This is a genomic window from Moorena producens 3L, assembly GCF_000211815.1.
GTDB classification, from domain to species: domain Bacteria; phylum Cyanobacteriota; class Cyanobacteriia; order Cyanobacteriales; family Coleofasciculaceae; genus Moorena; species Moorena producens.
In genome coordinates, this window is record NZ_GL890924.1 from 62,534 (window position 1) to 77,032 (window position 14,499).

Below are 14,499 nucleotides of genomic sequence, written 5' to 3' on the forward strand. Positions count from 1 at the left end.
CTAAGTTAGTACTCTCTAGATTACCAATTAGCTACGATTTTTGGAAGAGCATCTCATGGTTCGAGCATGGAAATATGCATGCAAAATTATAATTATGCATATAACGTCTTCAAAAAGCATTTTGATAGAGCAAAAGCAAAGTCAGGTTTTGTTAGCTTAGAACTTGGAGTGGGCGATTCGTTATCATCAGCCATTATCAGCTATGCTTTTGGAGGATCGGCTTCCTACTTAGTTGATGTTGGAGATTTTGCACAGAAAGATATAGAAATGTATAAAGCATTGCTACTCTTTCTCGATCAGAAAGGATTGCCTGTACAAGATTTACAAAATCTAGAGTCTTTACCGGATATTCTAAATGAATGCTCAGCTAACTATTTAACCTCAGGTTTATCATCTCTAAAAGCCATACCTGATCAATCTGTGGATTTTATATGGTCTCACGCTGTACTGGAGCATATTAGACGTGGAGAGTTCCTTGATACATTCAAAGAATTGCGACGAGTAATTCGTGATGATGGAATCTGTTCCCATGAAATTGATTTAAAGGATCATTTAGCAAAAGGTTTGAATAATCTTAGATTCCCTGAGCAGATCTGGGAATCTGACTTTATGTCTCGATCAGGGTTTTACACTAATAGAATTCAATACACTGAGATGATAAGCCTTTTTAAGATGGCAGATTTTGATGTTGAAGTTGTGGAAGCAAATCGTTGGCCTGATCTTCCAATAAAGAGGGCAAATCTATCAAAATTATTTCAACATCTACCTGATGAAGAATTATGTGTATCAGAATTCTCTGTAATACTCAAACCAGTGTAGTATCTAGATATTTCACTAACCTGGAAAGCTATCCATAGTCTATTTCAGTAAACTTAAATTAGCAAATCTATGTTAGTAACAACTGATCTCAAAACTAAGCCTAAAGTTCTAAACATTGTTACTCGCTTGGCGGTTGGAGGAGCTCAAGATACGAGCCTCCTCACAGTCAAAAAACATGATCGTACTCGATTTACTGTACATTATGCCTCTAATCCTGATGGCTATTGGATAGAACGTGCTCAACAAGCTGCTGACAAATTTTATCCTCTTCCCCATCTCATTCGTCCTCTTCATCCCACTCAAGATTTTCAGGCATTATTGGATATTGTACGACTGCTACGCCAAGAGCAATTTGACATTGTTCATACCCACAGCTCAAAAGCTGGAATCTTAGGTCGCTTAGCTGCTCGCATTGCCAGGGTTCCTGTGGTTGTTCACACCATTCATGGTTTTCCCTTCAACGACTTTATGCCTGCTTGGAAGCGTCAACTCTATATCAACCTAGAACGGAGTGTCCGATCTTGCACTGATTTTTTTATTACCGTTAGTGAACTCAACCGTCAACAAGCTGCTCAACTAGGTATATTAAGTCTGGAAAACTCTAAGACTGTTTATGGTGGCATTGACTTGACTAAGTTAGACTACCCGTCTAATCCTACAGAAATGAGGCATAAATTGGGAATTCCCGATGCTTGGCAAACGATTGTCATGGTAGGACGTTTAGATGAACAAAAAGCACCTTACTTTTTGATTGATGCTTTCTCCCAAATACTTGCAAAATTTCCTAAAACAATTTTACTTATTGTGGGTGAAGGACAGCTACAACCCCGCTTAGAAACTCAAACCCAAAAGCTGGGCATTAAGGAGAATGTAAAATTTTTAGGTTCTCGGGAAGATGTCCCTGAAATTTTAAAAATCGCTGATATTTTCGCTCTTTCTTCCCTTTGGGAAGGGCTAAGTCGAGCCATGACTGAAGCTATGCTACTGGGTACACCAGTTGTTGTCCCGAATATTTATGGTATGCCAGAAGTTGTACATCATAATGAAACTGGTCTACTCTTTCCGCCTCGGGATACTGAGGAATTAGCAGCTCATTTAACTGACTTGCTTCAAAATCCTCAAGAAAGAGAACGCCTTGGTCAAAATGCAAAAAAACTAACTAGAAAACTTTTTGATGCTAATGTAATGGTACAAACAATTGAGACAATTTATTCTGAATTAATAGTTGATAAGTTGATGTGCATTTAAATTGGTTATTCGCCGTTCCGTGTGGGTTCATCTCACTGTCTTGATGCAAAGCGCGAGTGGGGAGGGGCTGTGTGGGTCACCTGCGTCCGCACCGCTGTTTGCCCCGTGGAAACCACGCCAGTCGCTCATGGGGTGGCCTGCTTTGACCGCGCTGGCTGCCTAAGACCGCACCGGTAGTCGCTCATAGGGTGGCCTGCTTTGACCGCGCCACCTCCCTGCATCGCTTTTGCAAAAATACGACCATTGAAGGCTAATATTATGTCAGGATAATGACCCTTAATAAAAATCTCCCACACTCCTCTGAGTTATAGATTTACAACAAAAAGATGCACCCGTTCCTTGATCCGAAGTTCCCCGTTCCCTTTGAGCAATTTAGGTATCCCAATCTAAATGCTGAACAGCTTAAACTTTCATGACTTCAAATTTGGGTTCAAACTTGCCCCACTCTTTCCAGTCACAATCCAGAGGAGAGAACGAATACAGTCTCGAATAACTCGTATTTTTGACTCTTTTGGATAGCCTTTTGAGGGGACAGAAACAGGAGTGAAAGTAATACCCCGACTACCAAAAACAAAAGTTGCTATTGCCCGGGATCTTACCATATGATAATCCGAGGTGACTAGGTAGATATGTTGAATATCCTGCCGATAAAAATAGTTAACTGTGCAAGTAAAATTTGTCACCGTATCCGTGGGACAAAAATCATAGTGAATTCGCTGGTCTGAGATTCCTACTTTTCGGAAAATCTGCCTGTTACGCTCAAAATTACTGTAGTAGTCAGAAACCCAAATATCTAATTCAGGATGGGAGTGGGAAAACTGGGCAGTGAATTTGAAGCGATCTTTATTACTACCAAGAACCAAAATAGCCTGGGGTGCTGGTTCTTGATGGCGTGCAATGGCTAAACGTAAGGGAATGATACTAATAAAAAACAGTCCCATAGGAAGCAAAACAAGCCACAACTTATTGAGTCTAATTTTTGCAATTGGAAAGCTCATAAAATCCTTGAATAGCCTATTGTTTATACTCATAATCCTCCTTAATAACTAGCCATCCAATTCGGACTCTAATAGCTCTTATTGTATAATGTGTTCTAGTCTAATGAGGTACAGATCATTTTTTCCCTGTTCCCTGTTCCCTGTTCCCTGTTCCCTGTTCCCTGCTCCCTGCTCCCTGCTCCCTGCTCCCTGTTCCCTGCTCCCTGCTCCCTGCTCCCTAAAAAAATGTACCTCACCTAATTGAAAACCGCTAGAGTTAGTAGTACCGATAGTTGAAAGCCATCACTGAATCACTTCCAACTTAGCACATAGCGATTATGAAACATATTCTTGTTACTGGGGCAACTGGCTTCATTGCTAGTCATCTTTTGCCTATTCTCCATCAGCGAGGTTGGCAAATCACCGCAGCAGTGCGTAACCAATTTTTCCATCCCCCAGACATCTCCCTCAAAACCATTGCTGTAGGTGATATCAATCGTCATACTGATTGGAGTAAGGCTCTTGAAGGCATCGACACCGTAATTCACCTAGCCGCAAGGGCTCACATCTTACAGGACGACGCACCGAATCCGGAAGCAGAATTTCTGGAAGTGAATACCTTAGGTACTACTCAGCTAGTTAAACATGCCATTAAAGCTGGTGTACAGCATTTTATATTCATTAGCTCTATTGGTGCTATGGCTACCTTAAGTGATCAGATTCTCACCGAAAACTCTCCTTGCCAACCTGATACTCCCTATGGATGCAGCAAATTGAAAGCAGAACAGGCTTTAATTGAGTTAGCTAGCTCAAGCAACAAGATGACTTGGACTATTTTGCGTCCTACCCTAGTTTATGGTCAGGGCAATCCAGGTAATATGGAACGTTTAATTAAATTAGTACAGAAAAAATTACCCCTACCCTTTGGCTCTTTAAATAATCGCCGTAGTTTGGTTTTTGTAGGCAACTTAGTAGATGCGATCGCCACTATTATCACCCATCCCCAAGCTAAAAACCAAACGTTCCTGATCAGCGACGGCGAAGACCTCTCAACAACGCAACTGATCAGACAAATTGCTCAATGTCTAGAACTACCCTGTCATATCTTGCCAATTCCCCTGAGCTTATTGAGGCTAGCCGGTAATTTTGGAGATACTGTAGAACTAATCACCAGGCGAACTTTCATCCTCAATAGTTCAATGATTTCTCGATTGGATGGTTCCCTATGGGTTGATAGTAGCAAACTTTGTCAGACTCTCAACTGGCAACCACCCTATACCCTGGAGCAAGGATTAATATCAAGTCTGGTTGAATACCCATAATTAAGGAGAGTGTGGGGAGGGTGGGGAGGGTGGGAGGTGTGGGGAGATGGGGAGATGGGAAGATAGGGGATATTTTTGCGCATTTGCCCCCGTTGGTCCCCATCTTTAAAAAAGCGAAGCATCCGCTAATTCCCCCCCCGGTGCGCTTGACCTAGGCGAATTAAATTCGCCACGGGTCGCACCGCCAAATTGGGGGGTTAGGGGGGATTGCTTCTGCCTTCGATTCGCGCCTCGTGTAAGTATTCAACCGCACATCATATTAATGGGGACATTACAACCAGAAGGCTGGTACTCTGGCACCAGATTACACAGTTGAGTAACAATACCTGCACGATCATTGAGTCGAGCTTTATCAACCAGAACTGTCAACTGCGGTTGCAAAATCTCCCAACTCCAAAAATATTCTTGAGCAGAGAAAATTTTATGATGTCGCGTGGGTTTGACATTATCCCCAGATATCAGCAACTCCTCATAGAGTTTTTCCCCTGGTCGCAATCCCGTTATTTTGATCTCAATGTCCTGTTGGGGAATAAGCCCACTCAAACGAATCATTTGCAAAGCGAGATCGTAAATGCGAATTGGTTCTCCCATATCCAGCAAGAATACCTCTCCTCCACTTGCCATTGCCCCTGCTTGCATCACTAAGCGAGCGGCCTCAGGAATGGTCATGAAATAGCGAGTAATTTCCCGATGGGTAACGGTAATGGGTTGACCTTGGTCAATTTGTCGGGAGAAGCGAGGCACAACCGAACCACTACTATTAAGGACGTTGCCAAATCTGACAATGGCAAAGCGGGTAGAATGTCCTGGTTGAGCTGCTAATGCCTGTACTACCAACTCTGCTACCCGTTTACTAGCGCCCATAATATTGGTAGGACGTACCGCTTTGTCAGTGGAAATCAAGACAAAGTTTTTCACAGCGCACTCAATGGCACAGCGGACAGTAGTCCAGGTTCCTAAAACGTTGTTCTCAATGCCTCGCGCTGCATTTACTTCTACAAGAGGAACGTGCTTGTAGGCTGCTGCATGGTAGACTGTCTCGACTTGATGATCCCTTAAAACAGTACTGAGATGATCCTTATCGGTGACATTGCCTAGGTAAGCAAAGCGCTGCAATTGAGGATAGGTTTCTGCTAGTTCGAGGTCAATATTGTAGAGAGCAAATTCACTGAGTTCGTAGAGTACTAGACACTGGGGCTGCTGCTGAGCAATTTGGCGACACAGTTCTGAACCAATGGAGCCTCCTGCACCAGTCACCAGCACTACTTTTCCTGTCACCTGCATTTGTAATAGTTCAAGATCAGGTGCAGCTTCTTCTCGTCCGAGGAGGTCAGCAATATCAATGTTGCGAAGTTTCTGAATAGAAACTCCACCAGAGAGTATTTCATTTAAGGAGGGTACGGTTTTAACAGGAATTGAAAGACTCTGTAGGCGTTCTAGAATACAGCGTTTTGTTTCTTTTGTTACCGAAGGCATTGCCAAAATTACCGTATCAAAAGCTTTTTGTCGCCAAAGTAACCGCAACTTAGCAGGAGAGTAAACCTTGAGTCCCTGTATGACTACACGGTGTTGCAAATCCGAGTTGTCATCGATAAAGGCAATTAGTCGGTAAGTTCGCTGATTAGCTAAAGCAGCAGCAAGCTGAGAACCTGCTGCCCCTGCACCATAGATCACTAGCCGTTCTGGCGGTAAATTGCTATGGGCGTAATAGGCTAGATTATGAGTTGAGCTGCGAATTAGCAGTCGTAACCCAATCAGGAGAAATAGAGTAAGGAAGGCATCAATAATCAGAACTGAGCGAGGAAGAGGCCAAGAACCGTGTAAGTAAGCGAGGATCACTAAAACTCCGGAACTGTAGAAAACAGCTTGGAGTGCTGTGGTAATAAACTCTAGGCTTGTGTAGCGCAGAATAGGACGATAAATGCCACAGACTTGGAAGCCTATAAGTTTGACCACAATTAACAGGATAATTAGCCAAGCATACTGAACAATTCCTGAGAGGGGAAGTGTTTCGTCGAAGCGGAGCCAAAAAGCTAGATAAATAGCAAGGCAAAATAAAAATGCATCTAGAGCAACGAGGAACTGGCGCTTCTGCCGTCTGGAGATTGAGTTATAGCCACCATAAAGCTTAATCAGCAGGTAGTTAATATAGGATTTCATAAAGATAACGAATTCAGAAGGTTATTGCTTGTGCGATTTAGGGTCACTGGAACCCTAGATTAATGATTCTCTGCCCCACCAGTGGCACGACAGCGCTGACTAGAGCTAGATCCGCCCCTATCTGTAGCGACGACCTCCAAACAACGGGATTTTCGACCCAGATTGGGGGGAGATTGGGGTAAGACCGAGATAGGGATACTGTGGGAAAAAGTGCAATTGGCACTTAAGTAGAGGCAGTGCTGATTCTGGCGATGATTCCCCATAGCATTTCTATTTGAGATGTAAACATAGAAGTGATAGAACAAGGTAACTTCGGATCAGGGAACTTCGGATCAGTATGAAAGAGGGATGCATCAAGACGATCCGAGGATTTTTTGGTGTGCTGATAAATCAGTCTTGGGTTTTATGAGCTATTTGGAAATGCTATATATAGCGTTTCTCATAGCTATGAGGTACAGTTTTGATTGGCGCTGATTGCCTTTAAGACCTTATTAATTCTGCCCTCTGCCTTCTGCCTTCTGCCTTAAAAGCATAAGCTTTGTCCTCACTCGTCCTGAGAATTTATAGAGTTAACCATAGTGTGTTCACCAACTAAGTAGTATTGTTGGAATCGTTCCCCTTGAACCCTATAGATAATAGGTGGATGGCATTGATTAACATCCCTAATCTAGGATAAAAATATTTTTTTTCACTAAAAGAATTATTCGGTGGTCATCATAATACAATAAAAAAATGTTAATAACTCAATTAACAAGCATCATAATTTTGGAATTAAACCATGAAGTATCCCGATTATTAATACACCGTATCAACTCTAAATCCGGATAGTAAAAAAAAATGAATAGCTACTATATTTAGAAAGAGATAACACTAGTTTGTGAATAGTTTGTGAATTACTCTAAAATGAACAAATGGTGAAATTATTTGCAGAAAAATTTTTCAGAAAACTATGAAGACTACCGAAAGCACCGGACATGATATAATCTCATCTCCGGTTAATCACTTCCCAACCCAAATAGTCCCTCTTAAGGGGTGAAAATATGGCTACACTATAGACTTTATAAGGGATAGAGCTTTCATGTCTTTGATAAAATTGAGGTGTTTATGAGGTTTGAGATTCATCAGATCAGTAGCTAGGTCTGACCAAAGTTCCATCGATTCAACCCAGATAGATCCATATAATTATATCCAAAAATCACTGTGCCTTTTCACAGAACGTTTCTCTTCATTCGGGTGAAAAATATACTCATCCACTCTCATTTTTTGTAAATATTATAAGGAAACTTATATCAATTAAAATAAGCGATATTAATGAGCAATATAATACCAAGTTAACCCTGAATATTAACTATCGTGTTTACCCGATTTTCGCCTCCAGTTTTGTAATATCTGAACATTGTATCAATACCCCAACGAGCCGCCTAAAATGATAAAGTAAGTTGACTAATATCATGTCCGTTTGAATACTTATACTAAGCGCCGAAAGCAAGGCAGAAGGCAGAAGGCAGAAGGCAGAAGGCAGAAGGCAGAAGGCAGAAGTAAAGAAGTAAGCTTTCAAGGGTAATGATTTTTTATAACTAATTATCCGAACCTGATATAATCTGGATACTTTTCAGGATATACCAAGGTTATTTAGGACTCTTGCTTCGATAGTTACGCTTCCAATATGCCGCCAAATTAAAATTTAATAAATTATGTTTTATTTGTATAATAAATGTCTTGATAAACTCGCAACATTCCCGGTTTAATTACTAAATTTTTTAGAGCCATATAAATTTGCTCGTCATCAGATATAAGCAGGTACACAAAATTAATTACACATTTTACAAAACTCAAAGCCTTGCAGGGTAAGGGTTACAGAGATTGGGAGTAGGCAATTAATTCTGTGTAGGTGCTTAGCAATCCTAAATCATTGTCTTGATGCAAAGCGCGAGTGGGGGAAACCCCCAAGACCGTAATGGTGCGTTTTCCGTAGGCGAATTAAATTCGCCACGGGTCGCACCTCTGCATCGCTTGTAAAATCACTGGACTTCTTAAAAACTAGCTCCAACTCCTGTCCCTTCTGCCATTCCCCTCCTGGGAGGAGTTAGGGGTGGGTTCCTTCTGCCTTCTGCCTTAAAGCAGCCCATTTCTTTCACGAATCAGATAGGATTGCTATAAGCATGTCCCCTCTGACGTAATGCCAAGTCTATCCCCCAGAAATTCGCGCCACTTGGCTAGCTTCACGCTCTGAAATTACGCACCGTTCGCGTAGCGTGGCCGAAAGGCCAAGGTCTCCTAACAAGACAACTGGATAAGGACGCAGTAAGGGTAATACTGGTGCAATTACTTTTTTTTGTTGGCCGAAACTGCTATTTCATTTTTTACCAAGAAGTTCCCAATATACGGGGATGGCATGGTTTCCTCAAACCCGACTTAAAATGCCCGCGCATGTCATAGCTACAAAACTCATAAATATGGTCATCACAGAGGAAAATCAAGATATAAATTCACGAATTTTGTCGTCAATTTTTAGAGTTTAAAACTTCTTATGGTTACGAATAAAAGACTAAATATCAATGTATAAAAGCGATCCAGCGCGGTAAAACCGCGCTGGATCAATACAATGAGCTATAATCTGAGCTATATCCTGACTTTTGGCACTTAAGAGTAATTATCTTTGATTATCTTCTATTTTCTTGAGAATGAAACAGCCCTGGGAACCAACGGGGGCTTTCTCAAAACCAGACAATCTAAATTCATACTTCAATTCAGGAACGCCTAAGTAGACGACAGCATACGCGTCCGTAGGTAAGTTTCTGCGCAGGCGATCGCCACAATTAGGGAAGCTAAACTACTCCAAGCTCCTATGGTTCCTAGGAAATCAATACTAAAGGCCATCAGAAGAGTTATGCAAATATAGGTAATCGCCACTTGACTATGGGAGCAGCCTGATTGCTGGAGCCTCTGGTACAGATGACTACGGTGAGCTTTGAAGATATTTTCACCACGCAGCAGCCGCCGACAGAGGGTATAGATCCCATCGCCGATTAGAGGTAAAGTCAATACCAGTGCTGACCAAGCAGAAGTCGGATTATGATTCTGACTTAGGAGGGTTATCGCCACCACAGCACCTAACACAGTACTACCGACGTCCCCCATAAAAATCTTGGCCGGTGACCAGTTCCAATAGAGAAATCCTGCTAAAGCTGCTACCAATAGCCAGAGAAGGGGCTGATTCAACCAGAGGGCAAAAAATCCTAACTGTACAGCAGTTACTCCGCCTACTAAGCCATCTAAACCGTCCATGAAGTTATAGAAATTAATCAGGGCGGTCATGCCAATGATGGTGAGTAGAGTAGCAATAAGCTCGCCTGCTATACCTAGGTGAGCTAGCCCAGGAAAGGGAAAAGCACCACAGGAGGCGACCACGACGGTAGCAACCGAGAATTGTACTAGATAGCGAACGCTGGCAGGAACTCCTCGCGAATCGTCGATAATGCCAATAATTACCAAGGGAATGAGGGCGAACCAAAGCGTATTTTGTCCGGAATCAATCAGGTTAAGACCAAGAAATTGGCTGGCAATGATGGCAATAGCAAAGGCAATAATAAAACCTAACCCACCCCCTCTGGGTGTGGGTTGACTATGGGAACTGCGTTCGTTGGGGATGTCAATAAGTTGTTGACTTAAGCTTTGTTTAATTAGAGCGACGCTAAGAAGGCTGAGGGAAAAACTGATTACACAGAGAGTTAATAGTGGGTGCATTTAAACTTTTTGATTAATACACCACTATTTACTAGCCTCAGTTAAACATTCAGTATTAAGAGTGAGAAAAGAAAACTTACAATACGTTTCGGTGACAGGGTAAACGGCAGAAGTGTTTAAGCTGTCGCGCATTTAAACGACATATTATTAAATCAGAAAAAAAAACTGAAACTCTTGTCCCTTATGCCGGGTGCATCTCCTAAAAGCTGTTTGACCTGGTGGGTGGAACGGGCATCTTGGTGGAACGGGCATCTTGGTGGAACGGGCATCTTGGTGGAACGGGCATCTTGCCCGTTTCATTCCCAGTCGGGCTGTCCCAACACTGGCGACCGGGAAAATGAGGGCGAGCCCGTCTTATCACGCACCCTATACAACATTTACAAAAGTGAGATACACCCGTTCTCAATCGGGTACTGCTATACCCATTAACCATTACCAAAAACCTGGTACTATTTGAGAACTTATTAATGAGTAATGATTAACCGGACTTGCTCTAAACCATTCTTGAGGTTTGTGATATGCGCAACAGTAATCAGGCAAATCCTATTGTAATCGGCAGTTTAGTCGTTATTTTGATCAATCTAGTAATAGGTATTATTTGTTTAAGTATTTATCTACACTTTTCTACAGGTTATGATGGTCTGTTTTATTTTATTATATTGTCTATGATTGGTATCGCTCAGTTAGTCTATGTTATCCCAGTCTTAGTTGTGCTAAGATTGCTAGGACGATGGGAATTGATGAAAGGAGTGATTATTGGTGGTTTGATTACAGGTTTGTTGAATCTTGGCGGTTGCTTTTTAATGCAAGCTTGACCTTAAAGGTATAGGTAGCAAGAGTTATTGAAAAATAGCTCTTAATTTGGCTTTGCTTAATAATGGAATGATTTTAATAGTTTTGTGGAATGGGCATCTTGCCCGTTCGGGGATGTTTTCGGGCGGGCAGGATGCCCACTCTACTCCTATTGATTCTAAGATTCAGCAATGGCCTTAATCTAACTAACTAATTAAACTGTTGCGTCAAGGCTATCTTGAGACTCCTCTAATTTATCGTCGAGGTTCTCACTACCAGTAAACACTTTAGTAGTCACTAGAACATTAGGCTCAACTTGGAGCCACACCGAATCACTCATAGACTCAGCTTGTAATGGTCGATAAACCAGTCGGCAGGCTCCTGCTATTTCTACCTCATGACAGTAATGAGTCCGCTCACCCCGTTTAACAGTAAACACTGGCAAAGATGTCTGGTTCTTGTGATTGCTCTTTAACGCTTCCTCATTAACGTGGATATAGGTAGCTCCGACATGCTTCTCCTGATTCCATGTACCTTTTGGTCCCCTACGACCTTCGGTGACCACTGGCACACCATCATATAATGGAATCTGCCAAAACCGACCAACTTTTTTGGCTCCTTTGATGCGATCTTTACTTAATAGCATCCGCAGTCGTTGAGATGATATACCCAGCAGAGATGCAGCTTGTGTTGTACCGACAATCATAATTAAAATACTATTGCGGAATAGTATTGTAATCCCATCTAACTCGGAAAGTCAAGCTCAAGTGGGGAGTAGGGAATCGGGAGTAGGGAATCGGGAATCGGGAATCGGGAGTAGGGAATCGGGAGTAGGTAATCAAAAATTATCAGAATTGATTTAGGTAAGCTATATCATGTCTTTGTGAAGTTCTTGTTTAACCAGTTGAGCTAAGGTTTGGGCAGCTCCTGGTTTTCCGCGAACGCTCTTGAGATGCGATCGCATTTCCGACAACTTCTCTGGATGCTCCAGATAGTCTAGAGCAAGTTGGGCAACCTCAACCGGCTCAAGCTTTCCTACCAATTCTGGCACAATTTCCCTTTTTGCCCAAATATTGGGCCATGCAAACATACGCTTTTGCCCTAGCACCAACCAGTTAATCACTTTCGCTACGCTAGAGCCTACTCCTGGTAACTTGACCAATAGACCGGGTAAGCCATCCCAAGCCCGCATGGCATCTAACTGTTGCGTCGGCAACAGCACAATCATTGGCACGGCCAGAGACCCCAACTCAGCGGTATTCGCTCCCACTGTGGTTAAGCAAAGACAACATTGCGATAACAATTCATAGGTAGGAAAGGACTCCCAGAGTTCTACACACAAGCCACTGGGGGTTTTGAGGAATAGTTGCGGGGGCGGGGTATTTGGTTGAAGGGTATTTGGTTGAAGGGTATTTGGTTGAAGGGTATTTGGTTGAAGGGTATTTGGTTGAAGGGTATTTGGTTGAAGGGTATTTGGTTGAAGGGTATTTGGTTGAAGGGTATTTGGTTGAAGGGTATTTGGTTGTTCGCCTTTGGCGTTGCCGTAGGGTAGGTTATCGGAGTTTGAACCTGTAACTTGTAACCCCTTAACTTGTAACCCCTTAACTTGTAACCCCTTAACCTGTAACCCGTTAACTTGTAACCCCTTAACCTGTAACCCCTTAACTTGTAACCCTGGATTAATCACCGAGTCGTTATCAACTTTATATATAAGTTGTGCCTCTGACCATCCTGTCTTGTTAATAATGGGATTGTGATCTCGATTGGCAAATTTGGCTAATGTTTTTAGATCTATGGTAGGAGCAACCGGAATCACAAAGCGAGTTTGGGGTCTAGCCCTATGGATGTGTTCAGCGATCGCTAAAGATAAAGGTACTCCCTGAGCTAGTTTGGCTGGTTTTGACCCCGGTAATAGTCCGATCACTTCAGTGGAATGTTGAAGGTTATCTTCGGTTGTTCGCGAAGCGTGGCCTTTTGGCCAAGGTTGTTTAGTTGAAGGTTGTTTAGTTGAAGGTTGTTTGGTTGAAGGTTGTTCGCGTAGCGTGGCCTTTTGGCCAAGGTTATCTTCTTGGGTTGTTCGCGTAGCGTGGCCTTTTGGCCAAGGTGGTTGGGTTGAATGTTGTTCGCGTAGCGTGGCCTTTTGGCCAAGGTTATCTTCTTGGGTTGAACCTGTAACCTGAGAACCTGCAACCTTCAACCCCTGAGTAACCTGTAACCCCTGAGTAACCTGTAACTCCTGAGTAACCTGAGAACCTGCAACCTGTAACCCTTGAGTAACCTGTAACTCCTGATTAACCTGAGAACCGGTAAGGGGTAATCCCCTAATCTCTGCCATTAAATCCCCTACTAGGGTGAATTTGTGGGCATATTTCTTAGGCACTTGAGCGATAATATCGGGTTTCATCACGCCAAAGTGGTCAATCCAGGGGTACCAACGAGCATCCCACTCGGCATAGACAACACTGCGATACCCTAAGCGCTTACTAATCACTACTGGAAAAAATTGGTCTCCCCCTAGGAATAGAACAACCCCTTGTGGATGCCAGTCCCAGTTTTGAGCTGTCTTGCCCCACAACAAGAATGGCAAAAAATCCTCTGCTGCTTGAACCCGGTCTACTTCTGGGTAGGATTTTGCGATCGCATCTTCTTTGCCCGTGGCATGAGGGCAAGGAGATAGGACTACCGATATCCGGAGTAATGAACGGTCATTGCCTAAAGTTTCCCGCAATGCCTTCACCACTGGTCGCACCCAGGTGGTCACCTCTCCTGGGCCATTGGACATAACTAAAATATCTGCTGCTGGCACTCTTCCCCACTCCTAATTATGACGATATGGCTTGCTATCAGTTATCAGTTATCAGTTATCAGCTATCAGCTTTCAGCTTTCAGCTTTCAGCTTTCAGCTTTCAGCTTTCAGCTTTCAGCTTTCAGCTATCAGTTATCAGCTTATGTGCTACCCGCACGCTACTTGAGGTGCTTTCAGCCAAACGCGAGTGCGTGGCCAACGGCCAAGGTCAAGGTCTGACTGCTGACTGCTGACTGCTGACTGCTGACTGCTGACTGCTGACTGCTGACTGCTGACTGCTGACTGCTGACTGCTGACTGCTGACTGCTGACTGCTGACTGCTGACTGCTGACTGCTGACTGCTGACTGCTGACTGCTGACTGCTGACTGCTGACTGCTGACTGCTGACTGCTGACTGCTGACTGCTGACTGCTGACTGCTGACTGCTGACTGCTGACTGCTGACTGCTGACTGCTGACTGCTGACTGCTGACTGCTGACTGCTGACTGCTGACTGCTGACTGCTGACTGCTGACTGCTGACTGCTGACTGCTGACTGCTGACTGCTGACTGCTGACTGCTGACTGCTGACTGCTGACTGCTGACTGCTGACTGCTGACTGCTGACTGCTGACTGCTGACTGCTGACTG

12 protein-coding genes are annotated in these 14,499 nt (G+C 43.3%); 5 read left to right on the forward strand and 7 right to left on the reverse strand.

Annotated features, from left to right (window positions below):
• Nucleotides 1–78 precede the first annotated feature (78 nt).
• Nucleotides 79–819, forward strand: coding sequence for a class I SAM-dependent methyltransferase (locus LYNGBM3L_RS15370; RefSeq protein WP_008184976.1), 741 nt, complete (start codon nucleotides 79–81; stop codon nucleotides 817–819).
• 69 nt (nucleotides 820–888) lie between these two features.
• Nucleotides 889–2,067 carry a glycosyltransferase family 4 protein gene (locus LYNGBM3L_RS15375; RefSeq protein ID WP_008184979.1) on the forward strand — a complete coding sequence of 393 codons (1,179 nt, stop codon included), beginning with the start codon at nucleotides 889–891 and terminating at the stop codon, nucleotides 2,065–2,067.
• A gap of 410 nt (nucleotides 2,068–2,477) precedes the next feature.
• Here the strand turns inward: LYNGBM3L_RS15375 and LYNGBM3L_RS15380 are convergent, their stop codons facing one another.
• The gene (locus LYNGBM3L_RS15380; RefSeq protein ID WP_008184983.1) at nucleotides 2,478–3,065 is read right to left on the reverse strand and encodes a YdcF family protein; all 588 of its coding nucleotides are present in this window, start codon (nucleotides 3,063–3,065) and stop codon (nucleotides 2,478–2,480) included.
• Nucleotides 3,066–3,382: 317 nt separating this feature from the next.
• Between LYNGBM3L_RS15380 and LYNGBM3L_RS15385 the strand changes: the two genes are divergently transcribed.
• Nucleotides 3,383–4,366, forward strand: coding sequence for an NAD-dependent epimerase/dehydratase family protein (locus LYNGBM3L_RS15385; RefSeq protein ID WP_008184985.1), 984 nt, complete (start codon nucleotides 3,383–3,385; stop codon nucleotides 4,364–4,366).
• A gap of 243 nt (nucleotides 4,367–4,609) precedes the next feature.
• Here LYNGBM3L_RS15385 and LYNGBM3L_RS15390 read toward each other — a convergent pair whose 3' ends face one another.
• Together LYNGBM3L_RS15390 and LYNGBM3L_RS15395 are read right to left on the reverse strand one after the other, a co-directional pair.
• Nucleotides 4,610–6,526: a polysaccharide biosynthesis protein gene (locus tag LYNGBM3L_RS15390; protein ID WP_008184988.1), complete on the reverse strand. Its 1,917-nt coding sequence runs from the start codon at nucleotides 6,524–6,526 to the stop codon at nucleotides 4,610–4,612.
• 2,760 nt (nucleotides 6,527–9,286) lie between these two features.
• The gene (locus LYNGBM3L_RS15395; RefSeq protein WP_008184991.1) at nucleotides 9,287–10,273 is read right to left on the reverse strand and encodes an MraY family glycosyltransferase; all 987 of its coding nucleotides are present in this window, start codon (nucleotides 10,271–10,273) and stop codon (nucleotides 9,287–9,289) included.
• A gap of 174 nt (nucleotides 10,274–10,447) precedes the next feature.
• Between LYNGBM3L_RS15395 and LYNGBM3L_RS40800 the strand changes: the two genes are divergently transcribed.
• Both LYNGBM3L_RS40800 and LYNGBM3L_RS15400 read left to right on the forward strand, forming a co-directional pair.
• A complete protein-coding gene (locus tag LYNGBM3L_RS40800) occupies nucleotides 10,448–10,702 on the forward strand; it encodes a hypothetical protein (protein ID WP_131826896.1) in 255 nt (84 codons plus the stop codon).
• A gap of 89 nt (nucleotides 10,703–10,791) precedes the next feature.
• On the forward strand, nucleotides 10,792–11,088 hold the full coding sequence (locus LYNGBM3L_RS15400; RefSeq protein ID WP_008184993.1) for a hypothetical protein: 297 nt from the start codon (nucleotides 10,792–10,794) through the stop codon (nucleotides 11,086–11,088).
• Between the two features lie 191 nt (nucleotides 11,089–11,279).
• On the opposite strand, the gene LYNGBM3L_RS15405 is transcribed toward LYNGBM3L_RS15400, so the two are convergent.
• From LYNGBM3L_RS15405 to LYNGBM3L_RS45780, 4 genes are all read right to left on the reverse strand, one after another.
• Complete coding sequence (locus LYNGBM3L_RS15405) at nucleotides 11,280–11,771, reverse strand: hypothetical protein (RefSeq protein WP_008184995.1); 492 nt, start codon at nucleotides 11,769–11,771, stop codon at nucleotides 11,280–11,282.
• Nucleotides 11,772–11,781: 10 nt separating this feature from the next.
• A complete protein-coding gene (locus LYNGBM3L_RS48705; RefSeq protein ID WP_267872044.1) occupies nucleotides 11,782–11,907 on the reverse strand; it encodes a hypothetical protein in 126 nt (41 codons plus the stop codon).
• Nucleotides 11,908–11,933: 26 nt separating this feature from the next.
• Nucleotides 11,934–13,847 (reverse strand): glycosyltransferase family protein, encoded by a 1,914-nt coding sequence (locus tag LYNGBM3L_RS50405; protein ID WP_044493378.1) that lies wholly within the window; start codon nucleotides 13,845–13,847, stop codon nucleotides 11,934–11,936.
• Nucleotides 13,848–14,018: 171 nt separating this feature from the next.
• The coding region (locus LYNGBM3L_RS45780; protein WP_044493358.1) for a hypothetical protein at nucleotides 14,019–14,499 on the reverse strand (481 nt) is incomplete at its 5' end.

Excerpts from the sequence above, each read along its gene's own strand:
- LYNGBM3L_RS15405 (WP_008184995.1), bottom strand. The coding sequence starts at position 11,771 with ATGATTGTCGGTACAACACAAGCTGCATCTCTGCTGGGTATATCATCT.
- LYNGBM3L_RS50405 (WP_044493378.1), bottom strand. The coding sequence starts at position 13,847 with ATGTCCAATGGCCCAGGAGAGGTGACCACCTGGGTGCGACCAGTGGTG.
- LYNGBM3L_RS15385 (WP_008184985.1), top strand. The coding sequence starts at position 3,383 with ATGAAACATATTCTTGTTACTGGGGCAACTGGCTTCATTGCTAGTCAT.
- LYNGBM3L_RS15370 (WP_008184976.1), top strand. The coding sequence starts at position 79 with ATGCAAAATTATAATTATGCATATAACGTCTTCAAAAAGCATTTTGAT.
- LYNGBM3L_RS15395 (WP_008184991.1), bottom strand. The coding sequence starts at position 10,273 with ATGCACCCACTATTAACTCTCTGTGTAATCAGTTTTTCCCTCAGCCTT.
- LYNGBM3L_RS15380 (WP_008184983.1), bottom strand. The coding sequence starts at position 3,065 with ATGAGCTTTCCAATTGCAAAAATTAGACTCAATAAGTTGTGGCTTGTT.
- LYNGBM3L_RS15400 (WP_008184993.1), top strand. The coding sequence starts at position 10,792 with ATGCGCAACAGTAATCAGGCAAATCCTATTGTAATCGGCAGTTTAGTC.
- LYNGBM3L_RS15390 (WP_008184988.1), bottom strand. The coding sequence starts at position 6,526 with ATGAAATCCTATATTAACTACCTGCTGATTAAGCTTTATGGTGGCTAT.
- LYNGBM3L_RS15375 (WP_008184979.1), top strand. The coding sequence starts at position 889 with ATGTTAGTAACAACTGATCTCAAAACTAAGCCTAAAGTTCTAAACATT.